The organism is Sphingomonas sp. CCH9-E2, assembly GCF_001557215.1.
In the GTDB taxonomy this organism is placed as follows: Bacteria; Pseudomonadota; Alphaproteobacteria; order Sphingomonadales; family Sphingomonadaceae; genus Sphingomonas.
This window is the reverse complement of sequence record NZ_LSJM01000458.1, coordinates 1-25,755: the sequence shown is the minus strand read 5'-3', so window position 1 is coordinate 25,755 and position 25,755 is coordinate 1. Positions and strand designations below refer to the sequence as shown.

Sequence of the window (25,755 nt, the reverse complement as noted above, 5' to 3'; positions counted from 1 at the left end):
GTCGGCACCCTGTGCGAGCGTGCCGCAATCGACATCGCCCTCGATCCGGCCTTCGATATGAAGTTCGCTGGTCGCGCGGATGTTGCCGGTGATGACGATGTCCGGGCCGATGACCGAGAACATGCCGCGCTTCGACGCGCCATTGCTTTGCGCGGGCGGTGCAGGCGGCATGGCAGGACGATCGTCGCGCGAACGGCTATTGTTGAACATTGTTACTCCCCACTTCCCCGGAAACTGAGTCGGCGTTCAATATCATAGCGAAAACCCGGCTGCAGCACGGCTGGTCGCGGATTTCGTCCCGTTGGGGGATTATCGTTTGCATTCGGGACGGCGAGCGGGCGCGCGGCGATCCAGGTCGCGGTAATCATGCATGCAGCGCCCAGCGCGACCATTGGCGCGCCGAGGCCAAGATAGCCGGTGATCGCGGCGAACGATCCGATCTGGACCAACGCGGCGAGGGCGAAGGCGGAGCGAGCGCTGCGCGCGATCGCGAACGCCAGGATGAGCATGTCGGCGAGCAGGAAGTAGCGCTCGTGCATGCGGGGCAGCAGGCCGGCGGTGAGCAGGGCGGCAAGGGCCGCCATGCCGACGAGACCCGCATTGTCGAAGCGTACCACCTGCATCTTCGCGACGAACCAAGCGGCGGCGCCGAGTGCTGCGGCGAGCGCCAGGCCGAACAGGCGCGGCGCGAACTCCGGCGCGATCATCCCGGCGAGCGACCAGATGTTCGGCGCATTGCGCGCGATATCGTTGCTGAACGTGCCCGCCTGGCGGAAATAGATCGTGGCCAGGTCGGCGGGCGGCCAGCCGGCGAGCAGGGCAGGGGCCATCAGCGCGAGCAGCGCGGCGGGAGCGGCGAGCCACTGCACCAACGGGACGCGGCGCTGGATCGCGATGGCGAGGAAGAAGGGAGCGACGAGCACCGCCTGCGCCTTGAACGCCACCGCGACGCCGCACCAGGCGAACATCGCGACATGTCGCCGCTCGACCGCTTTCGCCACCGCCATCAGGCAGGCGGCGACATAGATCGCGTCGCACTGCCCCATCAGCAGTGCGTTGAACGCGACCGAGGGGAGGGCGATGACCAACGCTGCCCAATGCATGCGCTGCGCGACGCCGAGCGCGCCGAGCAGCCGGTGCATCGCCAGCGCCAGCGCAACCGTCCCCGCGACCGACAGCAGCTTGATCACGCTCATCGGGTCAAGCCAGCCGGCAAGCGGGCTGACCAGCGCGAGCAGATAGAGATAGCTCGGCATATAGTTGGAAAAGGGGCGGGCAAAAGCGTCGGCGATGCCGTTGGCGCGGATCGTCTCCAGCCACGGGATCAGATAGGCGGTCATGTCCGGGGTGAAGAGCGGCCACAGCACCCAGGCCTGAACCGCCGCGACCAACGCGACCAGCAGGGGCGAGGGGGCCGGGAACCCCGGACGAATGGCGGCGGATGACATGGTATCGCGGATAGGGCGATGCGCTGAAGATCGGGTTAAGCTGCGTCCGCATGGCCGGTGGACAAGGCGCTGTCGTCGTTGCACAAGCCGCGCACCGATGCTGCGTTCGCTGTCCTCCGCTGCCCGTCTTCGCCTGCTCGCGCTGATCCTTGCTATGGTCGCGTTGGCGCTGATCGCTCTGGGCGGGCGGTGCATGCTGCCGACGATGGTGAGCTGTTCTGCCACCACCATCTTTGGCGGGCCGAAGCTGGACGTCCCGTACAAGAGCACGCGCCGCGACGTGGTCGCGCTGATGCTGGAGATGGGGGAGGTGAAGGCCGGGGACACGGTGATCGACCTTGGCACCGGGGACGGGCGCATCCTGATCGCTGCGGCAAAGGAACGCGGCGCGCGGGGGCTGGGCGTCGATCTTGATCCGGTGCTGATCGACAAGGCGCGCGATGCCGCCGAGGATGCCGGCGTTGCGGATCGCGTGCGATTCGAGGCTGCGGACCTGTTCAAGACCGACCTGAGCTCCGCCGATGTCGTGACGATGTACCTTCTGCCCGAAGTCAATCTGCGGCTGCGCCCGCAATTGTTCGCGCAGCTGAAGCCGGGGACGCGCGTGGTCAGCCACGCCTTTGACATGGGCGACTGGAAGCCGGAGGCGAAGCGGAAGGCGGGTGGTTCGACCGTATATATGTGGCGTATTCCCGAACGACCGCCCGCAACCATCCAAACACCCCGTTGACCGCTCGGGGGCACGCGTATATAGGCCGCGCGCTCGCAGGGATTCCGTCCCGCGAGCTTTATTGAGCTGAACGTTGTTGGAGACGCCAGGGCCCGGAGGCCGCGCTAGGCCGCCAGGGTCCTTTCGTATTTTCCGGTCACACGGCTCCAGCAAAGTAACCATTGGAAGGTGAAGGGCTTCATGCCGACGATTAACCAGCTGGTCCGCAAGGGCCGCGTTTTGCAGAAGACCAAGTCGAAGGTCCCTGCGATGGAGCAGAACCCGCAGAAGCGCGGCGTTTGCACCCGTGTCTATACCACGACCCCGAAGAAGCCGAACTCGGCGCTTCGCAAGGTGGCCAAGGTCCGTCTGACCAACAGCCGCGAGGTCATCTCGTACATCCCCGGCGAGGGGCATAACCTGCAGGAGCACTCGGTGGTGCTGATCCGTGGCGGCCGCGTGCGCGACCTTCCCGGCGTCCGCTATCACGTGCTGCGCGGCGTGCTCGACACCCAGGGTGTCAAGGACCGCAAGCAGAGCCGTTCGAAGTACGGCGCGAAGCGTCCGAAGTAATTAGCCAGAGTAAGCCCCGGACAGGTTCCGGATCGGCTGAAGTTCAGAAGGAAGTATGAGATGGCACGTCGTCGTCGTCCCGAAAAGCGGGAAATCCTGCCCGATCCCGTCTATGGGGATCAGGTTCTGTCGAAGTTCATGAACAGCGTGATGCTGGACGGCAAGAAGGCCGTCGCCGAAGGCATCGTCTATTCGGCGCTTCAGGTTGTCGAGCAGCGTGCGAAGAAGGACCCGCTGGGCGTCTTCCACGAAGCGCTGAACAACATCAAGCCGGGCATCGAAGTGCGCAGCCGCCGCGTCGGTGGTGCGACCTATCAGGTCCCCGTCGAAGTGCGCCCCGAGCGCGCCCAGGCGCTGGCGATCCGCTGGCTGATCGCTTCGGCCCGCAACCGCAGCGAGAACACCATGTCGGCGCGCCTGTCGGGCGAGCTGCTGGATGCTTCGAACAATCGCGGCAACGCGGTGAAGAAGCGCGAGGACACGCACCGCATGGCGGAAGCGAACCGCGCGTTCAGCCACTACCGCTGGTAAAGACGGCGTTGCCGGTCTTTTTCCGGTAACATTCTTACCTATATCCCGGGGAGTCGCTTACGGCGGCTCCCCATACCCTTAAGGAACCACGATCATGGCCCGCAGCCATCCGCTCGATCGCTATCGCAATATCGGCATCATGGCGCACATCGACGCCGGTAAGACGACGACGACTGAGCGCATCCTCTATTACACCGGCAAGTCCTACAAGATCGGCGAAGTGCATGAAGGCACCGCGACGATGGACTGGATGGAGCAGGAGCAGGAGCGCGGGATCACGATCACGTCGGCGGCGACCACCTGCAAGTGGAAGGCCGAGGACGGCGCTGGCCCCGAGCATCTGATCAACATCATCGACACCCCGGGCCACGTCGACTTCACCATCGAGGTCGAGCGTTCGCTGCGCGTGCTCGACGGCGCGGTTGCGTGCTTCGACGGCGTTGCCGGCGTTGAGCCGCAGTCGGAAACCGTGTGGCGTCAGGCGGACAAGTACAAGGTTCCGCGGATGTGCTTCGTCAACAAGCTCGACCGCACCGGCGCCGATTTCTATTTCTGTGTCGACACGATCGTCGATCGCCTCGGCGCGCGTCCGGCCGTCCTGTACCTGCCGATCGGCATGGAAGGCGGCTTCAAGGGCCTGGTCGACCTGGTCAACAACCGCGCGATCATCTGGCTCGAAGAGTCGCTGGGCGCCAAGTTCGAATATCAGGACATCCCCGATGACCTGAAGGAAAAGGCTGCCAAGTATCGCAGCGACCTGATCGAAATGGCGGTCGAGCAGGACGACGAGGCGATGGAAGCCTATCTCGAGGGCAACGAGCCCGACGTCGCGACGCTCAAGAAGCTGATCCGCAAGGGTACGCTCGAAATGGCGTTCGTGCCGATCCTGTGCGGCTCGGCGTTCAAGAACAAGGGCGTTCAGCCGCTGCTCGACGCGGTTGTCGACTATCTGCCGTCGCCGCTCGACATTCCGGACGTTCAGGGCGTGAAGCTCGACGGCGAGACCCCGGATTCGCGTCCGGCGGACGACAATGCGCCGTTCTCGGGCCTGGCGTTCAAGATCATGAACGACCCGTTCGTCGGCTCGCTGACCTTCACCCGCATCTATTCGGGCACGCTGACCAAGGGCAGCTACCTGAACTCGGTGAAGGACAAGAAGGAAAAGATCGGCCGTATGCTCCTCATGCACGCGAACTCGCGTGAGGACATCGACGAGGCGCGTGCCGGCGACATCGTCGCGATCGCGGGCCTGAAGGAAACGACGACCGGCGACACGCTGTGCGACGCGGCCAACCCGATCATCCTCGAGCGGATGGAATTCCCCGAGCCCGTGATCGAGCTGTCGGTGGAGCCCAAGACCAAGGCGGACCAGGAAAAGATGGGCCTCGCGCTCAACCGCTTGGCTGCCGAGGATCCCTCGTTCCGCGTTTCGACCGACCATGAGTCGGGCCAGACCATCATCAAGGGCATGGGCGAGCTCCATCTCGAAATCCTGGTCGACCGCATGAAGCGCGAGTTCAAGGTCGAGGCGAATGTCGGCGCGCCGCAGGTGGCGTATCGCGAATATCTCAAGAAGCCGGTCGACATCGACTACACCCACAAGAAGCAGTCGGGCGGCACCGGCCAGTTCGGCCGCGTCAAGGTCAAGCTGACCCCGGGTGAGCGCGGTTCGGGCTTCGTCTTCAAGGACGAGATCAAGGGCGGTAACATTCCGAAGGAATATATCCCCGCGATCGAAAAGGGCTTCCGCGAAACCGCGATGACCGGTTCGCTGGTCGGCTTCCCGATCATCGACTTCGAAGTGCTGCTGTATGACGGCGCGTACCACGACGTCGACTCGTCGGCGCTGGCGTTCGAAATCTGTGCCCGCGCCGCGATGCGCGAAGCGGCCCAGAAGTCGGGCATCACGCTGCTCGAACCGATCATGAAGGTTGAGGTCGTGACCCCCGAGGATTATCTCGGCGACGTCATCGGCGACATCAACAGCCGTCGTGGCCAGATCCAGGGCACCGACAGCCGCGGCAACGCGCAGACCGTCGATGCGATGGTCCCGCTGGCCAACATGTTCGGGTACGTGAACCAGCTCCGTTCGTTCACGCAGGGACGCGCGCAGTACAGCATGCAGTTCTCGCATTACGACGAAGTGCCGCCGAACGTGGCCGAAGAAGTGAAGGCGAAGCTGGCCTAAGGCTGGCGTTGAATGAAATTGATCGCTATGGGGCCGCGTTCTCGTGAGTCCCATGGCGGTCCGGGAAATTGACTCAGAAGGTAGGAAATAATGGCGAAGGCAAAATTTGAGCGGACCAAACCGCACCTCAACATCGGCACCATCGGTCACGTCGATCACGGCAAGACCTCGCTGACCGCCGCGATCACCAAGGTTCTGGCAGAGAACGTCGCGGGCAACGCGGCGGTCGACTTCGCCAACATCGACAAGGCTCCGGAAGAGCGTGAGCGCGGCATCACCATCTCGACCGCGCACGTCGAGTATGAGACCGAGACGCGCCACTATGCGCACGTCGACTGCCCCGGCCACGCCGACTATGTGAAGAACATGATCACCGGCGCGGCGCAGATGGACGGCGCGATCCTGGTCGTGTCGGCCACCGACGGCCCGATGCCGCAGACCAAGGAGCACATCCTGCTCGCCAAGCAGGTCGGCGTTCCGACCATGGTCGTCTTCCTCAACAAGGTCGATCTGGTCGACGACGAGGAAATCCTCGAGCTGGTCGAAATGGAAATCCGTGAAGAGCTCAGCAAGCGCGAGTTCGACGGCGACAACATTCCGATCATCCGCGGTTCGGCAACCTGCGCCCTGTCGGGTTCGGACGATAAGCTGGGCAAGGACGCGATCCTCGCGCTCATGGCCGCTGTCGACGAGTCGATCCCGCAGCCGGAGCGCCCGCTGGACAAGCCGTTCATGATGCCGATCGAAGACGTGTTCTCGATCTCGGGTCGCGGCACCGTGGTCACCGGCCGCGTCGAGACCGGCGTTGTGAAGGTTGGCGAGGAAGTCGAGATCGTCGGCATCCAGCCGACCGTTCGCAAGACCACCGTGACCGGCGTCGAAATGTTCCGCAAGCTGCTCGATCAGGGCCAAGCCGGCGACAACATCGGCGCGCTGATCCGCGGCGTTGCACGTGACGAAGTCGAGCGCGGCCAGGTTCTGGCCAAGCCGGGTTCGATCACCCCGCACACCGACTTCCAGTCGTCGGTGTACGTCCTGTCGAAGGACGAGGGTGGCCGTCACACGCCGTTCTTCGCGAACTATCGCCCGCAGTTCTACTTCCGCACCACCGACGTCACCGGCACCATCGAGCTGCCGGCTGGCACCGAGATGGTCATGCCGGGCGACGAAGTCGCGCTGGGCGTGAAGCTGATCGCGCCGATCGCGATGGACGTCGGCCAGCGCTTCACGATCCGCGAAGGCGGCCGCACCGTCGGTGCAGGCGTCGTCAGCGGCATCGACAAGTAATCGACGCCCTGCGGGGCTGAGAATGAAGAGCCCGGCTTCCCCAGGGGAGGCCGGGCTTTTTGTTTGTGCTCTTCTTCTTGCCCTCTCCCGCTTTCGCGGGAGAGGGTTGGGTGAGGGTCTTCTTTCTTCTATCCTGCGTCCATGTATCCGGTCCGCCGCCAGATCAGTCGCCATGCCGCCAGGTTGCGCGAAAGGCGGACGGATGCTGAAAACTGCTTCTGGCAGGCAGTTCGCAACAGGCGGCTCGATGGGTTCAAGTTTCGGTTCCAGCATTCGCTCGGTCCCTATGTCGTCGATTTCGCATGTCTGGAGGCCATGTTGATCGTCGAGATCGATGGCGCTCAGCACAATGATGCGACTGACGCGCGGCGAACCGCGTTTCTGGAGCGGGAGGGTTTTCTGGTTTTGCGCTTTTGGAACACCGAAGTGCTGGAAAACCTAGACGGAGTGCTTGAGATGACTCGCGCGGCGCTTCGAGCGAGGCGGGGATAAGGGGAAAAAGAAGAAGACCCTCCCCAACCCCTCCCGCGAAGGCGGGAGGGGCTAATGAGGGAAGGCGGCAACTCGCGGCGAAAATTCTCCTCCGCCCCCCTTGCCAACCCACCGCTTCCGCTGTAGTGGCCCGCCTTCGTTTTAGCGTATGAACCAGCAAGAGGCGTGTTTCACGCGCCCCGCTCTTTCGCATTGGTAGGGACATGGACAACAATATCCGCATCCGCCTGAAGGCGTTCGACCACCGCGTGCTCGATCAGGCCGCAAGCGACATCGCCGACACCGCGCGCCGCACTGGCGCGATGATCCGTGGCCCGATCCCGCTCCCGACCCATATCGACAAGTTCACGGTCAACCGTGGCCCGCACATCGACAAGAAGTCGCGCGAGCAGTTCGAGACGCGCACCTACAAGCGCCTGCTCGACATCGTTCAGCCCACCGCCCAGACCGTCGACGCGCTGATGAAGCTCGACCTCGCCGCTGGCGTTGACGTGGAGATCAAGCTGGCCTAAAGGCCGCGCTCTCCATACGAGATTCGCGATTCCATCGGGGTCGCGCAGGGCTGGCCGGATCGATCCCGATCCGATGTTCCGACCCAGAGCCAAGGCTCAAAAACGACATAGGGATACCGCCGGACTTCGGTCCGGGCTGCGTCCCCCGTCTTTCCTGCCTTCGGGTCGGAATTCAGCCCGGACGGGGGCTCGCATCATATTTACGGGCTGAGGCATGCACCCTTCGGAATGGTCCGCGGGGTGCCTCTGTATTGAGGAGCAACTGATCATGCGCACTGGCGTGATCGCGAAGAAACTGGGGATGACCCGCCTGTTCAAGGACGACGGCCGCCACGTGCCGGTCACCGTCCTGAGCCTCGAAGGCGTTCAGGTCGTCGCTCGTCGCGAAATGGACAAGGACGGCTACACCGCCGTGCAGCTGGGCGCTGGCAGCGCCAAGGCGAAGAACGTCGCCAAGCCGCAGCGCGGCCAGTTCGGCAAGGCCGAGGTGGAGCCCAAGGCAATCCTCGCGGAGTTCCGCGTGGACGCGGACGGTCTGCTTGACGTGGGCGCCGAGATTTCGGCCGACCATTATGTCGCGGGCCAGTTCGTCGATATCCAGGGTCGTACGCAGGGCAAGGGCTTTGCGGGCGGCATGAAGCGCTGGGGCTTCGGCGGTATGCGTGCAACGCACGGCGTGTCGATCAGCCACCGCGCACTGGGTTCGACCGGTAACCGCCAGGATCCCGGCAAGGTCTTCAAGAACAAGAAGATGGCCGGCCATATGGGCGACAAGAACCGCACGCAGCAGAATCTCGAAATCGTCGGCACCGACGTCGAGCGCGGCCTGATCTTCGTCAAGGGCTCGGTCCCTGGCTCGAAGGGCGGCTGGCTGTTCGTCAAGGATGCGGTGAAGGTCGCGCGTCACGCCGACGCGCCGTTCCCGGCGGGCATCAAGAGCGCTGCCAACAGCAACAACGACACCGCCGCAGCGGACACCCCGGCCGAGACGGTCGAGGCGCCTGAGGCGACCGAAGGCCAGGAGGGCTGAACGTGAAGGTCAAGGTTCAAACCCTCGACGCCAAGGAATCGGGCGACATCGAGCTCAACGATGCCGTGTTCGGCCTCGAGCCGCGCGCCGACATCCTGCACCGCGTCGTCACCTGGCAGCTGTGGAATCGCCGCGGCACCGCCCGTCCGACGCGTGAGCGTTCGGAAGTCTCGCGCACCGGCAAGAAGTTCGGTCGCCAGAAGGGTGGCGGCACCGCCCGTCACGGTGATCGCGCCGCTCCGATCTTCATCGGCGGTGGTAAGGCCCATGGTGCCCGTCTGCGCGACTTCAACATCTCGCTGAACAAGAAGGTTCGCGCGCTGGGTCTGAAGATGGCGCTGTCGAGCCACGCCAAGGCCGGTTCGCTGATCGTCCTCGACGGGTTCGAGGCGAGCAAGACTTCGGCGCTGAAGGATCAGTTCGCTGGTCTGAAGGTCGGCCGCAAGACGCTGGTGATCGACGCGGATACCGGCAACGGCTTCCTCGCCGCGCGCAACCTGGCGGACGTCAACGTTCTGCCGGCGGTTGGTGCCAACGTCTATGACATCCTGAAGCACGACACGCTGGTCCTGACCCGCGCTGCCGTCGAAAAGCTGGAGGCGCGCTTCAATGGCTAAGAAGGAGCAGATCGACGTGCGTCATTATGACGTGATCGTCGCGCCGCACATCACCGAGAAGTCGACGCTGGTTTCGGAAGCCAACGCCGTCGTCTTCAAGGTCGCGAACGATGCGACCAAGCCGCAGATCAAGGCGGCGGTCGAGGCAATCTTCGGCGTCGGTGTCACCGCGGTGAACACCATCGTCCAGAAGGGCAAGACGAAGCGCTGGAAGGGCAAGCCCTACACGCGCAGCGACATCAAGAAGGCGATCGTCACCCTCAAGGATGGTGACTCGATCGACGTGACGCAGGGGGTCAACTGACCATGGCGCTCAAGAATTACAACCCGACCTCGCCGGCGCGGCGCGGCCTGATCCTGGTGGACCGTTCGGGTCTGCACAAGGGCGGTCCCGTCAAGGCGCTGACCGAGGGCAAGCGCAAGACCGGTGGCCGCAACAACAAGGGCCATGTGACGTCGCGCGGCATCGCGGGCGGCCACAAGCAGCGCTACCGCATCATCGACTTCAAGCGTCGCAACTGGGACGTGGAAGGCACCGTGGAGCGGATCGAATATGATCCCAACCGCACCGCCTTCATCGCGCTGATCAACTATGGCACCGCCGAAACGCCGGACTATGCCTATATCATCGCTCCCCAGCGCCTCGGCGTTGGCGACAAGGTGATCGCGGGCAAGAAGACCGACGTGAAGCCGGGCAACGCCATGGAGCTGGGCCAGATGCCGGTCGGCACCATCGTCCACAATGTGGAGATGAAGCCGGGCAAGGGCGGTCAGATCGCGCGTTCGGCCGGCACCTATGTGCAGGTCGTCGGTCGTGACCGCGGCATGGTGATCGTCCGCCTGAACTCGGGCGAGCAGCGCTACATCCGTTCGGATTGCATGGGCACCGTTGGCGCCGTGTCGAACCCCGACAATGGCAACACCAACCTCGCCAAGGCTGGCCGCAACCGCTGGAAGGGCATCCGCCCGCTGACCCGCGGTGTTGCCAAGAACCCGGTCGACCACCCGCACGGCGGTGGTGAAGGCCGGACCTCGGGCGGCCGTCATCCGGTCACCCCGTGGGGCAAGCCGACCAAGGGTGCGCGCACCCGTCACAACAAGGCGACGGACAAGTTCATCATCCGTAGCCGCCACGCGAAGAAGAAGGGCTAAACCATGGCTCGCTCCGTTTGGAAGGGTCCGTTCGTGGACCTCCACCTCCTGAAGAAGGCGGAAGTCGCTCAGGAGAATTCGGGCCGTGGTGGTCCGATCAAGACCTGGTCGCGTCGTTCGACCATCCTGCCGCAGTTCGTCGGCCTGACCTTCAACGTCTACAACGGCCGCAAGTTCGTGCCGGTGTCGGTGAACGAGGACATGGTCGGCATGAAGCTCGGCGAGTTCGCCCCGACCCGGTATTTCCCGGGGCACGCGGCCGACAAGAAGGGTAAGCGCTAAGATGTCGAAGCCCAAGGCTCCCCGTCGCGTCGGCGACAATGAGGCGCTGTCGGTTGGCACGCAGATCCGCGGTTCGGCGCAGAAGCTGAACCTGGTTGCTGGCCTGATCCGCGGCAAGAAGGCCGGCGACGCCCTCAACATCCTCTCCTTCAGCACGAAGGCGATGGCGGTTGACGCACGCAAGGTGCTGGCTTCGGCCATCGCCAATGCCGAGAACAACCACAATCTCGACGTCGACGCGCTCGTTGTCGCCGAGGCGTCGGTCGGCAAGTCGATCACGATGAAGCGGTTCCACACCCGTGGCCGCGGCAAGTCGACGCGCATCCTGAAGCCGTTCAGCCGTCTGCGCATCGTGGTGCGCGAAGTGCAGGAAGAAGCATAATGGGTCACAAGAGCAACCCAATCGGTCTGCGTCTGCAGATCAACCGCACCTGGGACAGCCGCTGGTTCGCCGAGGGCGCCGATTATGGCCGCCTGCTGCTTGAAGATCTCAAGATGCGCCAGTTCATCATGAAGACGCTGCCGCAGGCGGCGATCTCCAAGGTGGTGATCGAGCGTCCGGCGAAGCTGTGCCGCGTCAGCATCTTTGCTGCGCGTCCCGGCGTGATCATCGGCAAGAAGGGCACGGACATCGAGAAGCTTCGCAAGAAGCTGGGCGAGATGACCAGCTCGGACGTGTCGCTGAACATCGTCGAGATCCGCAAGCCCGAAGTCGACGCGAAGCTCGTCGCGCAGGGCATCGCCGATCAGCTGGAGCGTCGCATCGCGTTCCGCCGCGCCATGAAGCGCGCCGTTCAGTCGGCGATGCGTCTGGGTGCGGAAGGTATCCGGATCAACTGTGGCGGCCGTCTGGGCGGCGCGGAAATCGCGCGTTCGGAATGGTATCGCGAAGGCCGCGTCCCGCTGCACACGCTGCGCGCGAACGTCGACCATGCGACCGCCGAAGCCCACACCGCCTATGGCGTGTGCGGCGTCAAGGTCTGGATCTTCAAGGGCGAGATCCTGGGCCATGATCCGATGGCGACCGATCGCCTGAACATGGAATCGCAGACGTCGGGCGTTCGCCCCGCGCGCGATGACCGTCGCTAAGGGTTAGAGACAATGTTGCAACCGAAGCGCACCAAGTTCCGCAAGGCCTTCAAGGGCCGGATCAAGGGTGAGACCAAGGGCGGCGCGACGCTGAACTTCGGCTCGTACGGCCTGAAGGCGCTGGAGCCGGAGCGGATCACCGCCCGTCAGATCGAAGCGGCACGCCGCGCGATCACGCGTCACATCAAGCGTCAGGGCCGCCTGTGGATCCGCGTGTTCCCGGACCTGCCCGTGTCGAGCAAGCCGGCCGAAGTCCGCATGGGCTCGGGCAAGGGTTCGCCTGAATATTGGGCGGCGCGCGTGGCGCCCGGCCGCATCCTGTTCGAGCTGGACGGCGTTCCCGGCCCGCTCGCAGCGGAAGCGTTCGAGCGTGCAGCGATGAAGCTGCCGATCAAGACCAAGGTCGTGGCCCGCCTCGGCGACACGTCGCACCTGGAGGGTTAAGAGATGACCAAGGCAATCGATCTGCGCGCGAAGAGCGACGATCAGCTGACCGAGGAGCTGGGCAACCTGAAGCGCGAGGCATTCAACCTGCGTTTCCAGGCGGCGACCAGCCAGCTCGAGAAGCCGAGCCGTGTGAAGGAAGTCCGCAAGGACATCGCCCGCATCAAGACGCTGCAGAACGAGCGCTCGCGCTCGGCTGCGAAGTAAGAGGACACTGAACCATGCCGAAGCGCGTGCTGACCGGGCAGATCGTGTCCGACAAGGGCGACAAGACGGTGGTCGTGAACGTGGAGCGCAAGGTCAAGCACCCGCTCTACGGCAAGATCATCCGGCGCTCGAAGAAGTATCACGCCCATGACGAGGCGAACGAGTACAAGGCTGGCGAGACCGTGCGCATCGAAGAGACCGCGCCGATCAGCAAGCTGAAGACCTGGAAGGTGATCGAGCGGGTCAACACCCACGCGACCCCCGAGCGGGCCGACATCGCTTAAGATCCGCAAGGGTCTCAAGAGTTCAACTGGAACCCCCGGGACGTGTCCCGGTAGGCCAAGAGAGAAGGAACCGGATCAATGATCCAGATGCAGTCCAATCTCGACGTCGCAGATAACAGCGGCGCGAAGCGGGTGCAGTGCATCAAGGTGCTGGGCGGGTCGAAGCGTCGCTTCGCCGGCGTGGGCGACGTCATCGTCGTCAGCATCAAGGAAGCACAGCCCCGCGGCAAGGTGAAGAAGGGTGACGTGCACCGCGCCGTCATCGTCCGCACCGCCAAGGACGTTCGCCGCGCCGATGGCTCGGTCATTCGCTTCGACGGCAATGCTGCCGTCCTAGTCAACAAGAACGAGGAGCCGATCGGCACCCGTATCTTTGGCCCGGTGGTCCGCGAGCTGCGCTCGAAGGGCTTCATGAAGATCATTTCGCTCGCCCCTGAGGTGCTGTGATGGCTGCTGCCAAGATCAAGAAGGGCGACCAGGTCATCGTCCTGTCCGGCAAGGACAAGGGCAAGACCGGTGAAGTCGTCAAGTCGATGCCGAAGGCCGACAAGGTCGTCGTGTCGGGCGTGAACATCGCCGTGCGTCACACCAAGCCGAGCCAGGGCGACCCGCAGGGTGGCCTGAAGCGCGCCGAGGCTCCGCTGCACGTGTCGAAGGTCGCGCATGTGACCAAGGACGGCAAGGCGACCCGCGTCCGCTTCGAAGAGCGCGACGGCAAGAAGGTCCGCGTTGCGGTCAAGACCGGGGAGGTCATCTGATGGCTGACACCTATATCCCGCGCATGAAGTCGAAGTACGACGCGGAAATCGTCAAGGCGATGACCGCGAAGTTCGGCTACAAGAACGCGCTCGAAGTGCCGAAGATCGAGAAGATCGTGCTCAACATGGGCGTCGGCGAAGCGACCCAGGACAAGAAGAAGGTCGAGCAGGCAGCTTCCGAAATGGAGCTGATCGCCGGCCAGAAGCCTGTCGTGACCAAGGCCAAGAAGTCGATCGCGCAGTTCAAGCTGCGTGAAGGCATGGCGATCGGTTGCAAGGTGACGCTGCGTCGTGAGCGGATGTACGAGTTCCTCGACCGCTTCATCACCATCGCGCTGCCGCGCGTGCGTGACTTCCGCGGCCTGTCGGACAAGTCGTTCGACGGCCGTGGCAACTATGCCTGCGGCATCAAGGAACAGATCGTGTTCCCCGAGATCAACTATGACCGCATCGACAAGGTGCGCGGCATGGACGTGATCGTGACCACCACCGCCAAGACCGACGAAGAAGCCCGCGAGCTTCTCCGTCTCTTCGGTTTCCCGTTCCCCATTGAGGCGGACGGCGAAGCGAAGCAGGCCGCGTAAGGGAAAGAGAACTTAAGTCATGGCGAAACTGAGTTCCGTGCTCAAGAACGAGCGTCGCAAGAAGCTGGTGAAGAAATATGCCGGCCGCTATGCGAAGCTGAAGGCGATTGCGAACGACAAGTCGCTCGATGAGACCGAGCGTCTGATCGCGCGTCTGAAGATGGCCGAGGTGCCCCGCAACGGCAACCCGACCCGCATCCGCAACCGGTGCGAGCTGACCGGTCGTCCGCGCGGTTACTACCGCAAGTTCCGTCTCGCACGTGTCATGCTGCGCGATCTGGCCAACAAGGGCCTGATCCCGGGTGTCACGAAGTCGAGCTGGTAAGGATCACGAAGATGGCATTGACCGATCCTCTGGGTGATATGCTCACCCGCATCCGCAACGGCCAGCGCGCCCGCAAGGACTCCGTCCTGACGCCGGCGAGCAAGCTGCGTGCGCGTGTCCTCGACGTGCTCCAGCGCGAGGGTTACATCCGTGGCTACAGCGAAGAGCAGATGGGCCCCGCGGCCGGCATCCGCATCGAGCTGAAGTATTTCGAGGGCCAGCCCGCGATCAAGTCCATCGCGCGCGTCTCGAAGCCGGGCCGCCGCGTCTATTCGGGTTCGAAGGAACTGCCGAAGGTGCGCAATGGCTTGGGCATCACCATCGTTTCGACGCCGCGTGGCGTTCTGTCGGACGCCGAAGCGCGCGAGCAGAATGTCGGTGGCGAAGTGCTCGCGGAGGTGTTCTGATGAGCCGCACCGGTAAGAAGCCGATCACCGTCCCCGCCGGCGTCACCGCCAGCGTCGAAGGCGGCAAGATCAGCGTCAAGGGGCCGAAGGGCACCCTGACCATGCCGACCGCCGACGACATCTCGTACGAGGTGGGCGAGGGCACGATCACGGTGAAGCCCGCCAACGACACCAAGCGCGCCAAGGCGTTCTGGGGCATGCAGCGCACGCTGGTCCAGAACCTGGTGACCGGCGTGACCGAGGGCTTCACCAAGAAGCTGCTCATCACCGGTGTCGGTTATCGTGCGAACGCACAGGGCCGCAAGCTGAAGCTGCAGCTCGGTTATTCGCACGACGTTGATCTGGACGTGCCGGAAGGCGTGGAGGTGAAGACCCCCGACCAGACGACCGTCGAAATCTCGGGCAACGACAAGCAGGCCGTCGGCCAGTTTGCCGCGGAAATCCGTCGCTGGCGTAAGCCTGAGCCGTACAAGGGCAAGGGCATCAAGTACGACGGCGAGTTCATCTTCCGCAAGGAAGGGAAGAAGAAGTAATGGGCAAGGGTCTCTCTCTCTTCGAGAAGCGGCGTCGCCGCAACCGCACCGCGCTGCGTGCGCGTTCGGGCGGCCGTCCGCGGCTGTCGGTGCATCGCTCGGGCAAGCACATCTATGTGCAGGTGATCGACGACGCCCAGGGCAAGACCCTGGCCGCCGCTTCGACGCTGGACAAGGATGTCCGTGGCTCCAACGGTGGCAACATCGATGCGGCCAAGGCAGTCGGTGCGCGCATCGCGGAAGTCGCCAAGAAGGCCGGCGTGACGCAGGTCGTGTTCGACCGTGGCGGTTTCCTGTTCCACGGACGCGTCAAGGCGCTGGCGGATGCCGCGCGTGAAGGCGGATTGGAGTTCTAAGATGGCTGACGAACAGAACCAGACGCCCGTCGAGGGCGCAGCAGCCGAAGCCGGCACCGAAAATCGTCGTGGCCGTGGCGGCCGTGGTGGCGACAATCGTGGTGGTGGCCGTGGCCGTGACGGCCGTGGCCGTCGCGACGACCGCACCCCGCGCGACGAGCAGGGCGAAGAGCTGATCGAAAAGCTGGTCCACATCAACCGCGTCAGCAAGACCGTGAAGGGCGGCAAGCGCTTCGGCTTTGCAGCTCTGGTCGTTGTCGGCGACGGCAAGGGCCGGGTCGGTTTCGGTCATGGCAAGGCACGCGAAGTGCCGGAAGCCATCAGCAAGGCGACCGCCGCTGCCAAGAAGAAGATGGTCCGCGTGCCGCTGCGCGAGGGCCGGACGCTGCACCACGACGGCAAGGGCCATTTCGGCGCTGGCCAGGTGACCGTCCGCTCGGCGCCTGCCGGTACCGGCATCATCGCCGGCGGTCCGATGCGCGCCGTGTTCGAGAGCCTGGGCGTTGCGGACGTGGTGACCAAGTCGGTCGGCACTTCCAACCCCTACAACATGATCCGCGCGACCTTCGAGGCGCTGGGCGACCAGTATTCCCCGAAGGCAGTGGCCCAGCGTCGCGGCAAGAAGATTGCCGACCTGCTCGGCCGTGGCGGTTCGCAGACCGCCGAGGCTGATGCCGCGGCGATCGTGGAGTAAGCGACATGGCAACGATCAAGGTGAAGCAGATCGGTTCGCCGATCCGTCGGACCAAGGACCAGCGCGCGACGCTGATCGGTCTGGGCCTCAACAAGATGCACCGGGTCAGCGAACTGGAGGACACCCCCGAAGTTCGCGGCATGATCCGCAAGCTTCCCCATCTGGTCGAGGTCGTCGAGGGCTGAATCCCCGGCATCTTTTCCAGGTGACAATATGAGGGGAGGGGGCTATCGGCCCCCTTTCCGATTTTCCCGGCCCGTCCGGGAATTCAACCAGCGCGACTAAAGCGAAAGCGAGTGCACGACATGAATCTCAACGATATCCGCGATAATGATGGTGCCCGTAAGGGCCGGATGCGCGTCGGACGCGGCATCGGCTCGGGCAAGGGCAAGACCGCCGGCCGCGGCCAGAAGGGTGCCAAGGCACGGTCGGGCGTCGCGATCAACGGCTTCGAGGGCGGTCAGATGCCGCTCCACATGCGGATCCCGAAGCGCGGCTTCAACAATCCGCGCGGCAAGGATTATGCCGAGGTCAATCTTGGCATGATCCAGAAGCTGATCGACGCCGGCAAGCTGACCGTGACCGAAATCGACCACGCCGCGCTGCAGGCGGTTGGCCTCGCCCGTGGTGGCAAGAATGGCGTTCGCCTGCTCGCCAAGGGTGAGCTGAAGGCGAAGCTCAGCTTCACCGTCGCCGGCGCGTCGAAGGGCGCGATCGAGGCGGTCGAGAAGGCTGGCGGCACCGTCACCATCCCGACGATCGTCCCCGCTGCTGACAAGCATGCTGCCAAGCATCGCGTGAAGCAGAAGGAAATCGCCGCGAAGAAGGCCGGCAAGGCCTGACTTTAGCTGTGGACGGGGCGATGGATGTGCATTGCCCTGATCCGACAGTAACCTATATGGGCGGCGGGGGAGCGGCAAACGCTTCTCCGCCGCTTTGGTTTCCGGGATAGAATTTCAAATGGCATCCGCAGCCGATTCAATGGCATCCGGCCTCAACCTGTCCAAGTTCGGACAGGCCACCGAACTCAAGAAGCGCCTGTGGTTCACGCTCGGCGCGTTGATCATCTTCCGGATGCTCAGCTTCGTGCCGCTGCCCGGCGTCGATCCGACGCAGCTGGGCCTGCTGGCCGACCGCACCCAGGGCGGCGTGCTCGACTTCTTCAACACCTTCTCGGGCGGTGCGCTGGAGCGCATGTCGGTGATCGCGCTGGGCGTGATGCCGTACATCACCGCGTCGATCGTGGTGCAGCTCGCGACCTCGCTGTCGCCGACGCTCGCCGCGATCAAGAAGGACGGTGAGAGCGGGCGCAAGCGGCTCAACCAGTATACGCGCTACGGCACCGTGGCGCTTACCGCGATCCAGGGCTATTTCATCGCCGTGGGCCTCGAAACGCTGGGCGCGAGCCAGGGGCTGGCCCCGGTGGTCGAGCCGGGCATGCTGTTCCGCATCGCTGCGGTCATCTCGCTGATCGGCGGCACGATGTTCCTGATGTGGCTGGGTGAGCAGATCACCAGCCGTGGTGTCGGCAACGGCATCTCGCTGATCATCATGGCCGGCATCGTCGCGCATCTGCCCACGACGCTGGTGCAGCTGTTCGAGGGCGGCCGTTCGGGGTCGATGAACCCGGTGACGCTGCTGGCCATCCTGGCGGCGGTGGCAGGTCTGATCCTGTTCATCTGCTTCATGGAGCGGGCGCAGCGCCGGATCCTGATCCAGTATCCCAAGCGCCAGACCCAGCGCGGCATGCAGAGCGAGCGTAGCCATCTGCCGCTCAAGATCAACACCGCGGGCGTGATCCCCCCGATCTTCGCCAGCTCGCTGCTGCTGATGCCGCTGACGATCAGCCAGTTCGCCGGCCAGTCGCAGGCGGGGGAGAGCTGGGGCGGTGACCTCATCATCACGCTCAACCAGTATCTGCAGCATGGCAGCCCGATCTACATGCTGCTCTACGGCGCCGGCATCATCTTCTTCTCGTTCTTCTACACCGCGGTGGTGTTTAACCCGGAGGAGACGGCGGAGAACCTGAAGAAATATGGCGGCTTCATCCCCGGTATCCGCCCGGGCAAGAACACCGAAGCCTATTTCGACTATGTGCTGACGCGCATCACCGTGATCGGTGCGGCATACCTGACCTTGATCTGCCTGGTGCCGGAATATCTTGTGTCGGCGCTGGCGATCCCCTTCTATCTCGGCGGGACCAGCCTGCTCATCGTCGTCAACGTGACGATGGACACGGTCACGCAGATCCAGTCGCATTTGCTGGCGCACCAGTATGGCGACCTGATCAAGAAGGCGAAGCTGAAAGGCGGCCGCCTGCGTTAAGCAGGGGCATGGAAGGGGAAGCCAGTTGAACATCATCCTGTTGGGGCCTCCGGGCGCAGGCAAGGGGACCCAGGCGTCGCGGCTCGAGAGCGAGCGCGGCATGGTGCAGCTGTCGACCGGCGACATGCTGCGCGCGGCGGTCAAGGCGGGCACGCCGGTCGGCTTGCAGGCGAAGGCGGTGATGGAAGCGGGCGAGCTCGTTTCAGACGCGATCGTGAGCGGAATCATCGGCGAGAGCCTGGATGCGCTGGGCGATAAGGGCGCGATCTTCGACGGCTATCCGCGCACTGCCGCCCAAGCGGAGTCGCTGGACACGCTGCTCGCTGAGCGGGGCCGCAGCCTCGACCATGTGATCGAGCTGGTCGTGGACGAAGACGCGCTGGTCGAACGCATCACCGGCCGCTTTACCTGCGGCAATTGTGGTGCGGGCTATCACGATAGCTTCAAGCAGCCGGCGGTGGCGGGCGTGTGCGACGTGTGCGGGAGCACCGAGTTCAAGCGCCGCCCCGACGACAATGAAGAGACGGTGCGCACCCGCATGGCCGAATATCGCGCCAAAACCGCGCCGATCCTGCCGATCTATGAAGCACGCGGCCTAGTGCAGCGTGTGGACGGCATGGCCGACATTGCCGAGGTGACGGCGGCGATCGAGGCGATCCTCGACGGGCGGAGCTGAAGCCGCGCGCTGCCGCGGGGAACCCTCCGCGCGCTGATCGATTGACCGGGGAGCGCGGCGGCCGCTTGTCCCCGGCGCGACCTATCTCCCCGCATCCGGCACGCGACGTGGTCGTGTGCGCTTGGGTATGCGTTAGTTTATTGGAACCAACCATGTCTTACAAAGAACCGTCATTTCAGGATCGCACCGCCGCCGCCGCCAAGGCGAAGCAGAAGGCGCTTGAGCTGCTGCGGGCGAAGCCGGCGGTAGATCCGGCCGAGCTGGAAGCGCGGCGCAAGGCGCAGGAAGCGCGCGACCAGGCGCTCGCCGAGCAGCGTGCGGCCAAGGCGGCGGCGCTGGCTGCGGTCAAGGCGGAGAAGCTGGCGAAGAAGCAGGCCGAGGCTGAGCGCAAGGCTGCGGAGCAGGCCGAGGCCGAGGCTGCTGCGGCGCTGAAGGAAGCGCGGCTCAAGCCGCCCAGTGCGGCGGAGATGAAGGCGGCGCGAGATGCGCGCTACGCGGCGCGGAAGGCGCGGAAGTAATCAGAAAAAAAGGGCAGCCCTCCGTTCGGAAGGCGGCCCATTTTTTGTTCGTTCAGCGGCGCGCGCGGCGCTTGAACTGTTCGAGGCTGACGACGTTGGTCGGGCGCTCGATCGCAATGCCCGAATAGAGCGTCGCCATCGGTTCGTCGGTGACGACGTGGACGCTGTCCTCGCCGAACCCGTTGAAGGCGGTGCGCATCGCCGAGCCATAGGCGCCGAGCATGCCGACCTCGATGTAGTCCCCGGCCTGGATGTCCGACGGCAGCTCGAACGGGCCGGCCATGTGATCGAGGTCGTCACAGGTCGGGCCGTAGAAGCTGTATTCGGTCATCTCGGCGGCTTCATCGGCATCGTCGCGCAGGACGCGGACCGGGAAGCGCCAGCCCACATGCGCCGCGTCGAACAGCGCGCCATAGGCACCGTCGTTGATGTACAGCTCGTCGCCGCGGCGCTTTTCGACGCGGACGATCAGCGAGCTATATTCGGCGCACAGCGCACGGCCCGGCTCGCACCACAATTCGGCGCTGTACGAGATCGGCAGATTCTCGAACGCATTGTGGATCACGCCGAAATAGGTTTCTAGCGGCGGGGGCTCCATGCCCGGATAGGTGGACGGGAAGCCGCCGCCGACATCGACGATGTCGACCGTGACCGACGAAGCGACGATCGCCGCGCGGACGCGCTCCATCGCTTCGGCATAGGCGGTGGGGGTCATCGCTTGCGAACCGACATGGAAGCAGATGCCCAGCGCGTCGGCGGCCTGACGGGTCGCGACGAGCAGGTCCTTCACATCCTCCGGCTCCGCACCGAACTTCGCCGCGAGGCTCAGCTTCGAATGATCGGACGACACGCGGATGCGGACACACAGGTTCAGGTCCTGCGCGCCACGCGTGGCACGCACGATCTTTTCCAGCTCGTCCATCGTGTCGAGGCTGAACGTGCGGACGCCGTGAACGAAATAGGCTTCCTCGATCGCTTCCTCGGCCTTGACCGGGTGCATGAAGCACAGGGTCGCCTTGGGCAGGGCGCGGCGCGCCATGCGCACTTCGCCGATCGACGCGACGTCATAATGCGTCACGCCACTGTCCCAGAGGATCTGGAGCAATTCGGGAGAGGGGTTCGCCTTGACGGCATAGAGCACCGTTCCCGGAAACTTCTCGACAAAGAAGCGGGCGGCGCGCTTTGCAGCGTGCGGACGAACGAGCGTTACCGGCTCGACGGGACGAAGGGCTTTCGCTAGCCCCAGCGCGCTATGATGCTTGTGCAACTCAAGGGACCTCCAATTGCCTTGCGGCAGACGATGAAACACTGCCTTGCGGTGGAAGTCCCATGGGGCAGCGGAGGGGTCATTTAGGGTCGGGGGTCCCCCCTGTAAAGTAGTTTCGGGACTATCGTCATGATGCGGGGTGATTTGTGACAATTTTGCGACAACCGACCCGGGCCGGGGTGCGCGATGCGGCGGCGAAGGTGGCGGCGATCCTGCCGCCAACCCCCTTGTTCGTGGCGGAAATCCGCGGCGTGCCGGTGATGTTCAAGGCCGAATCGCTGCAGCCGATCGGCGCGTTCAAGATCCGTGGCGCGTGGCACCGGCTGACCGCGATCGACCCCGATGTACGCGCCAAGGGCGTGGTCGGATTCTCGTCGGGCAACCATGCGCAGGGCGTGGCCTGGGCCGCCAAGCGACTCGGAGTGCCGGCGGTGATCGTGATGCCGAGCGATGCCCCGGCGCTGAAGCGCGAGGCGACGCTGGCGCTGGGGGCCGAGGTCGTCAGCTATGACCGGATGACCGAGAATCGCGACAAGATCGCCGCGCATCTCGCCCATGCCCGCGGTGCAACGCTGGTGCCGCCGTTCGACGATCCGTGGGTGATCGAGGGGCAGGGGAGCCTGGGGATCGAGGTGCTGACGCAAGCCGCCGAGATGAAGCTGCCCGATCCGGCGCATGTCGTGCTGCCATGCGGCGGCGGCGGGCTGGCCGCCGGGGTCGCACTGGCGCTGCCCGAGGCACAGGTCACGGTGGTCGAGCCGGAGGGCTGGGACGATATGTGCCGCAGCCTGGAGGCCGGGTGGATCGAGCCGGTGGGCGAGAACCCGCCGCCGACGGCCTGCGACTCGCTCCAGACGCTGCGCGTCTCCCCGCTGACCTTCGACGTGCTGTCGCGGCGCGGGGCGACCGGGGTGCGGGTGACCGAGGCCGAGGTCCGGGCGGCGCAGCGCTGGGTGGCGCGGAAACTGCGGCTGGTGGTCGAGCCGGGTGGCTCCGTGGCGCTGGCCGCGCTGCTGGCGGGCAAGGTCGAGGCGCGGCCTGACCTGCTGGTGGTGCTGAGCGGCGGCAATGCCGATCCGGCGGCCTATGCCCGGGTGCTGGGCGGGGACGATTGACGGTGTCGCGTCAGCGTTCCGACGAAGCTGACGAAAAACGCGGGGTTTTGGCGCGAGCGGACGGGTTTGCGACCGGCTGACACCTGCGACGCGACCGTGACGCGACAGCTGGGCGACGCGCGGGCGACGGGTGCGCGACGGCGACGCGACACACGTGTTGGACGTGTCAGCCGGAGGGGTGTCGCGAGGGGGGTGCGGTAGGTTGGGGTTCACCGATCAGTTTAGATCAGGGAATTTCCAACATTGGAAGGGGGCTGGTTGGCGGTTCAGTATTGTGTCCCCGGAATTCCCGTCCCGGAATTCTATTGGGAAAACCGTCGCCGTAATTTCCCAGAACCGATCGATCGCGGCAATAGGATGCTCCCGGAATGCATCCGATACGACGCGTCCGGGGAATTCATCAGGTCATCTGTCCTGGGACTTGCTGATCGGCAGATCAGGCCGCCCATAGCGCCCTTGGATTGAGCGACGGGACCACGAATCGCGTTGCCTCCGTATCTCGCATCGGCTTCGCAATGAGGTAGCCCTGAATTTGGTCGCATCCATAGCTGCTGAGCGCTTCGAGTTGATCATTCCGCTCGACACCCTCTGCGATGACCCGAATTCCCAACCCATGCGCCAAGTCAATCAGGCTGCGGACAATCACTTGATCAGGGCCAAGGTTCCCCATCCTCGCCACGAATGAGCGGTCAATTTTCACGATGTCGAGGGGCAGGTCGCGAAGGTGCGAGAGCGACGCAAAGCCGGTGCCGAAGTCGTCAAAGGCAAGCTTCACGCCCAACTCGCGCAGTCTGGTGGCTGCTCTCCTGATCATCTTTGCACTACGATCCATGACCATGCTCTCGGTAATCTCGATGCATAGCTGTTGCGGCCGGATCCGCCCGGTGCCGACGGCGTCGGCAATCGCGTTGACAAAGGCCGGATCGCGAAAGTCGCCGAGCGTCGCGTTGACCGAGACGAAATCGATCTCATGTTCCGCAGCGTTCCAGCGTTCGATCTGCTCGATCACGCGGGAGAGCACGAACAAACCAATTTCCGCCGCAGTTCGTTCGTCCTCGAACACCGATGCGAACGCGCTCGGGCGTTCGACCACGCCATCGGTGCCTTGCCAGCGCAGCAATGCCTCAAAGGCCGGGATGCCCGGGGCGTCGAATGACAGGATAGGTTGGTAAACGACGAAGAGCCTGTCGTCGCTCAACGCCTGCTGGACTGCGATGTGCAGGCTCGCCCGCCGTTCCGCGGCTTCGCGATCTGCCTTGCGAAAGACGTGCGCGCGCCCGCGTCCGCCGTCTTTTGCCACGTACAGCGCAATATCCGCGTTCTTGAGCAAGTCGCTTTCGCTGGTTCCGTGTGCTGGGTAACGCGCCGCCCCTATGCTGGCGTTAATGCGCCAACCGAAGGTTTCCGACAGCGGGTGTGCGCGAACGGTTTGGACAAGGCGGGCCAATTTCCGGCTTAGCGCGCGCTCGTCCCGATGGTCCGAAAGGATGAGCGCAAATTCATCGCCACCGAGCCGGCCGATGACCTCGTCCGCGTCGATCGCGGCACGCAGATCCGCCGCAACTTCTGTCAACAATCGGTCCCCAATGTCATGTCCTGCCGTATCATTGATGTCCTTGAAATGATCAAGATCGAGGATTGCGACGGCAAACGGCTCCGCTCGCGCCACCTTGGCCGCAAGCAGTTCGATGAGACGGCGTCGGTTCGGAAGGTTTGTCAGCGGATCGAGGTTGGCCTGGTTCCACAATTGCTGTTCCGCTTCCTTTAGCGGCGTAACGTCGAACCGGATCGCGGTGAATCCAGATGCGTCACCATTCGGGACAATGGTGGTATCGACCCAATATAGGCGACCGCACTTCGCACGATTGCAAATTACCCCGCGCCAAATGTTGTCGCTTAGAATTGTCCGGTATAGTTCTCTGAAGAAGGCGCGATCATGGAGACCGGAGTTGACGATGGCATGAGTCGACCCGATTAGCTCATCTTCTGAATAACCACTCAGATCGCAGAATTTTTGATTGACGGACGTAATCCGCCCATTTCGATCGGTGACTGCCACGATCGCGGCGGCGTCAAGCGCAGCTCGGCGGAATTCTGCAATCTGCTCGACAACTTGCAACATGTGTCGCCGCCCCGCAGAGGAGGGGGAAGCGACCGCACCGGGATAAAGCTTAGCGCACAGCTTGATCGGATCGGAGTAGGGCATGACGAATGCTCGAAGTTGACGACATGCTTTAGCGCTGCGCCTGGTTACCGAAGGCTAAACTACTGTATTCATACAGGGGGGGCGCTTGAAAACGGCGCATGCCGAGCGCGCAAGTCGGTGTTCAATGCGCTCGATCCCGCCCAGATGTGATTGCGCAGATGATTGCTCCGGGGTGGCCGGGCCTCCCGCGACTCTTACCCCCGCATCCGCCCGTCCGGCATGAGCTTCACCGTCTGCCCCGTGCGTGCCGAGGCATAGATCGCCTCGATCAACCGCAGGTCGCGCAGGCCCATTTCGCCGCCGGTCAGGATCGGCGTGTCGTCGCGGATGGCGTTGGCGAAGTGGTCGAGCTGACCAGCGAACTGGGTGTTCGGGTCGCCGGGGGTGAGGTCGCGGGCATTCTGGCCCTCGATCCGCATTTTCTGTCCGGCATAGCTGGTGGCGGGGTCCATGATGAGCGCGCCGCTGGTGCCGCGGACATGGGCGAAGTTCGCCCCGGCGCTGTCGTAGGAGGTGGCGAGGTGCGCGACCGCGCCGGAGGGAAAGCGCCATTGCGAAGCGACATGCGCGAAGATTTCGGTGAAGCGCGGATCGCCCTTGGGCTGAAAGGTCGTGGCGCTGAGGCTCTCCGGCATCTCGCCGGTCAGGTAGAGCGCGGATTGCAGGCCGTAGATGCCGAAATCCTCGAGCGGGCCGCCGCCGGCCAATGCGCGGCTCATGCGCCAGTTCTGGGCCGGGGTAGTGGGGCCGGCGCGATAGGATTGCTCGCTGCGGATCAGGCGGATGTCGCCGACTGCGCGTTCGCGCATCAGGCGCATCGCTTCGACATTGTATGGCTCGAAATGCGAGCGATAGGCGATCATCAGCTTGCGGTTGGCGCGGCGGCCTGCGGCGATCATCGCTGTGCACTCGGCGCTGGAGAGCGCCATCGGCTTTTCGCACAGCACATGTTTGCGCGCCGCAAAGGCGCGGATCGTGAAGTCGGCGTGGAAGGCGGTGGGGAGGATGACGTACACCGCCTGCGTGCGATCGTCGGCGGCGATCTTGTCGAAGTCTTGATAGGAATAGCGTGCGTCTGGGGGCACGCCATAGGCGTCGCCGACCTGCGCGAGTTTGGCGGGGTTTCCGGAGACGAGCGCGCTGATG

General features: G+C 64.2%; 35 protein-coding genes and 1 pseudogene. 31 read left to right on the top strand and 5 right to left on the bottom strand.

Annotated features, from left to right (window positions below):
- Positions 1-210 (bottom strand): annotated as a pseudogene (locus AX681_RS20705) (polymer-forming cytoskeletal protein); the annotation flags it as partial.
- Between the two features lie 2 nt (positions 211-212).
- Positions 213-1,448, bottom strand: coding sequence for a DUF2029 domain-containing protein (locus tag AX681_RS20700; RefSeq protein ID WP_066664388.1), 1,236 nt, complete (start codon positions 1,446-1,448; stop codon positions 213-215).
- 97 nt (positions 1,449-1,545) lie between these two features.
- Here AX681_RS20700 and AX681_RS20695 point away from each other — a divergent pair, with 97 nt between their 5' ends.
- The 30 genes from AX681_RS20695 (at position 1,546) to AX681_RS20550 (ending at position 20,021) form a co-directional block, all read left to right on the top strand.
- Positions 1,546-2,178: an SAM-dependent methyltransferase gene (locus tag AX681_RS20695; RefSeq protein ID WP_082738124.1), complete on the top strand. Its 633-nt coding sequence runs from the start codon at positions 1,546-1,548 to the stop codon at positions 2,176-2,178.
- 180 nt (positions 2,179-2,358) lie between these two features.
- On the top strand, positions 2,359-2,730 hold the full coding sequence (gene rpsL / locus AX681_RS20690; protein WP_066664461.1) for a 30S ribosomal protein S12: 372 nt from the start codon (positions 2,359-2,361) through the stop codon (positions 2,728-2,730).
- Between the two features lie 60 nt (positions 2,731-2,790).
- Complete coding sequence (gene rpsG / locus AX681_RS20685) at positions 2,791-3,261, top strand: 30S ribosomal protein S7 (RefSeq protein WP_066664389.1); 471 nt, start codon at positions 2,791-2,793, stop codon at positions 3,259-3,261.
- A gap of 94 nt (positions 3,262-3,355) precedes the next feature.
- Complete coding sequence (fusA, locus tag AX681_RS20680) at positions 3,356-5,449, top strand: elongation factor G (protein ID WP_066664390.1); 2,094 nt, start codon at positions 3,356-3,358, stop codon at positions 5,447-5,449.
- A gap of 90 nt (positions 5,450-5,539) precedes the next feature.
- A complete protein-coding gene (tuf, locus tag AX681_RS20675; protein WP_066664392.1) occupies positions 5,540-6,736 on the top strand; it encodes an elongation factor Tu in 1,197 nt (398 codons plus the stop codon).
- A 141-nt stretch (positions 6,737-6,877) separates the two neighbouring features.
- Positions 6,878-7,228, top strand: a complete 351-nt coding sequence (locus AX681_RS20670; protein ID WP_066664393.1) for an endonuclease domain-containing protein — start codon at positions 6,878-6,880, stop codon at positions 7,226-7,228.
- A gap of 203 nt (positions 7,229-7,431) precedes the next feature.
- Positions 7,432-7,740 carry a 30S ribosomal protein S10 gene (gene rpsJ / locus AX681_RS20665; protein ID WP_066664400.1) on the top strand — a complete coding sequence of 103 codons (309 nt, stop codon included), beginning with the start codon at positions 7,432-7,434 and terminating at the stop codon, positions 7,738-7,740.
- A gap of 268 nt (positions 7,741-8,008) precedes the next feature.
- Positions 8,009-8,770, top strand: coding sequence for a 50S ribosomal protein L3 (gene rplC, locus AX681_RS20660; RefSeq protein WP_066664402.1), 762 nt, complete (start codon positions 8,009-8,011; stop codon positions 8,768-8,770).
- A 2-nt stretch (positions 8,771-8,772) separates the two neighbouring features.
- Positions 8,773-9,387 carry a 50S ribosomal protein L4 gene (gene rplD, locus AX681_RS20655; RefSeq protein ID WP_066664403.1) on the top strand — a complete coding sequence of 205 codons (615 nt, stop codon included), beginning with the start codon at positions 8,773-8,775 and terminating at the stop codon, positions 9,385-9,387.
- Entirely contained in the window at positions 9,380-9,691 is a 312-nt protein-coding gene (locus AX681_RS20650) for a 50S ribosomal protein L23 (RefSeq protein ID WP_066664406.1), read from the top strand. The genes rplD and AX681_RS20650 overlap by 8 nt, the downstream gene beginning before the upstream one ends.
- A 2-nt stretch (positions 9,692-9,693) precedes the next feature.
- Entirely contained in the window at positions 9,694-10,539 is an 846-nt protein-coding gene (gene rplB, locus AX681_RS20645) for a 50S ribosomal protein L2 (RefSeq protein WP_066664407.1), read from the top strand.
- A 3-nt stretch (positions 10,540-10,542) separates the two neighbouring features.
- Entirely contained in the window at positions 10,543-10,821 is a 279-nt protein-coding gene (rpsS, locus tag AX681_RS20640) for a 30S ribosomal protein S19 (protein WP_066664409.1), read from the top strand.
- A gap of 1 nt (position 10,822) precedes the next feature.
- Positions 10,823-11,203, top strand: a complete 381-nt coding sequence (gene rplV, locus AX681_RS20635; RefSeq protein ID WP_066664412.1) for a 50S ribosomal protein L22 — start codon at positions 10,823-10,825, stop codon at positions 11,201-11,203.
- Positions 11,203-11,910 (top strand): 30S ribosomal protein S3, encoded by a 708-nt coding sequence (rpsC, locus tag AX681_RS20630; RefSeq protein WP_066664414.1) that lies wholly within the window; start codon positions 11,203-11,205, stop codon positions 11,908-11,910. Before rplV ends, rpsC begins: the two co-directional genes overlap by 1 nt.
- A 12-nt stretch (positions 11,911-11,922) precedes the next feature.
- On the top strand, positions 11,923-12,354 hold the full coding sequence (gene rplP, locus AX681_RS20625; protein ID WP_066664424.1) for a 50S ribosomal protein L16: 432 nt from the start codon (positions 11,923-11,925) through the stop codon (positions 12,352-12,354).
- A 3-nt stretch (positions 12,355-12,357) separates the two neighbouring features.
- A complete protein-coding gene (gene rpmC / locus AX681_RS20620) occupies positions 12,358-12,561 on the top strand; it encodes a 50S ribosomal protein L29 (RefSeq protein ID WP_066664425.1) in 204 nt (67 codons plus the stop codon).
- A gap of 14 nt (positions 12,562-12,575) precedes the next feature.
- Entirely contained in the window at positions 12,576-12,845 is a 270-nt protein-coding gene (gene rpsQ, locus AX681_RS20615) for a 30S ribosomal protein S17 (RefSeq protein WP_066574429.1), read from the top strand.
- A gap of 78 nt (positions 12,846-12,923) precedes the next feature.
- Complete coding sequence (rplN, locus tag AX681_RS20610; protein ID WP_066574426.1) at positions 12,924-13,292, top strand: 50S ribosomal protein L14; 369 nt, start codon at positions 12,924-12,926, stop codon at positions 13,290-13,292.
- A complete protein-coding gene (gene rplX, locus AX681_RS20605) occupies positions 13,292-13,603 on the top strand; it encodes a 50S ribosomal protein L24 (RefSeq protein WP_066664426.1) in 312 nt (103 codons plus the stop codon). Before rplN ends, rplX begins: the two co-directional genes overlap by 1 nt.
- On the top strand, positions 13,603-14,187 hold the full coding sequence (rplE, locus tag AX681_RS20600; protein ID WP_066664427.1) for a 50S ribosomal protein L5: 585 nt from the start codon (positions 13,603-13,605) through the stop codon (positions 14,185-14,187). The genes rplX and rplE overlap by 1 nt, the downstream gene beginning before the upstream one ends.
- 19 nt (positions 14,188-14,206) lie before the next feature.
- Complete coding sequence (gene rpsN / locus AX681_RS20595) at positions 14,207-14,512, top strand: 30S ribosomal protein S14 (RefSeq protein ID WP_066664428.1); 306 nt, start codon at positions 14,207-14,209, stop codon at positions 14,510-14,512.
- Between the two features lie 11 nt (positions 14,513-14,523).
- Positions 14,524-14,919 (top strand): 30S ribosomal protein S8, encoded by a 396-nt coding sequence (gene rpsH, locus AX681_RS20590; protein WP_066664429.1) that lies wholly within the window; start codon positions 14,524-14,526, stop codon positions 14,917-14,919.
- Entirely contained in the window at positions 14,919-15,452 is a 534-nt protein-coding gene (gene rplF, locus AX681_RS20585; RefSeq protein WP_066664435.1) for a 50S ribosomal protein L6, read from the top strand. Before rpsH ends, rplF begins: the two co-directional genes overlap by 1 nt.
- Positions 15,452-15,808 (top strand): 50S ribosomal protein L18, encoded by a 357-nt coding sequence (gene rplR / locus AX681_RS20580; protein WP_066664437.1) that lies wholly within the window; start codon positions 15,452-15,454, stop codon positions 15,806-15,808. Before rplF ends, rplR begins: the two co-directional genes overlap by 1 nt.
- A 1-nt stretch (position 15,809) precedes the next feature.
- Positions 15,810-16,502, top strand: a complete 693-nt coding sequence (rpsE, locus tag AX681_RS20575; RefSeq protein WP_066664440.1) for a 30S ribosomal protein S5 — start codon at positions 15,810-15,812, stop codon at positions 16,500-16,502.
- A 5-nt stretch (positions 16,503-16,507) separates the two neighbouring features.
- On the top strand, positions 16,508-16,687 hold the full coding sequence (gene rpmD / locus AX681_RS20570; protein WP_066664442.1) for a 50S ribosomal protein L30: 180 nt from the start codon (positions 16,508-16,510) through the stop codon (positions 16,685-16,687).
- A 120-nt stretch (positions 16,688-16,807) separates the two neighbouring features.
- Positions 16,808-17,344, top strand: a complete 537-nt coding sequence (rplO, locus tag AX681_RS20565) for a 50S ribosomal protein L15 (protein WP_066664444.1) — start codon at positions 16,808-16,810, stop codon at positions 17,342-17,344.
- Between the two features lie 118 nt (positions 17,345-17,462).
- Positions 17,463-18,827 (top strand): preprotein translocase subunit SecY, encoded by a 1,365-nt coding sequence (gene secY / locus AX681_RS20560; RefSeq protein WP_066664448.1) that lies wholly within the window; start codon positions 17,463-17,465, stop codon positions 18,825-18,827.
- 25 nt (positions 18,828-18,852) lie between these two features.
- Entirely contained in the window at positions 18,853-19,503 is a 651-nt protein-coding gene (locus AX681_RS20555) for an adenylate kinase (RefSeq protein WP_066664449.1), read from the top strand.
- 152 nt (positions 19,504-19,655) lie between these two features.
- Entirely contained in the window at positions 19,656-20,021 is a 366-nt protein-coding gene (locus AX681_RS20550) for a DUF6481 family protein (RefSeq protein ID WP_066664452.1), read from the top strand.
- A gap of 52 nt (positions 20,022-20,073) precedes the next feature.
- Here the strand turns inward: AX681_RS20550 and AX681_RS20545 are convergent, their stop codons facing one another.
- Positions 20,074-21,288: a type III PLP-dependent enzyme gene (locus AX681_RS20545; RefSeq protein ID WP_066664453.1), complete on the bottom strand. Its 1,215-nt coding sequence runs from the start codon at positions 21,286-21,288 to the stop codon at positions 20,074-20,076.
- A 146-nt stretch (positions 21,289-21,434) separates the two neighbouring features.
- On the opposite strand from AX681_RS20545, the gene AX681_RS20540 reads away from it, so the two are divergent.
- Positions 21,435-22,403, top strand: a complete 969-nt coding sequence (locus tag AX681_RS20540; RefSeq protein ID WP_231733843.1) for a threonine ammonia-lyase — start codon at positions 21,435-21,437, stop codon at positions 22,401-22,403.
- 436 nt (positions 22,404-22,839) lie between these two features.
- On the opposite strand, the gene AX681_RS20535 is transcribed toward AX681_RS20540, so the two are convergent.
- On the bottom strand, positions 22,840-24,525 hold the full coding sequence (locus AX681_RS20535) for a putative bifunctional diguanylate cyclase/phosphodiesterase (protein WP_066682703.1): 1,686 nt from the start codon (positions 24,523-24,525) through the stop codon (positions 22,840-22,842).
- A 278-nt stretch (positions 24,526-24,803) separates the two neighbouring features.
- On the bottom strand, positions 24,804-25,755 hold a 952-nt coding region (locus tag AX681_RS20530), incomplete at its 5' end, for a Gfo/Idh/MocA family protein (RefSeq protein ID WP_066682701.1).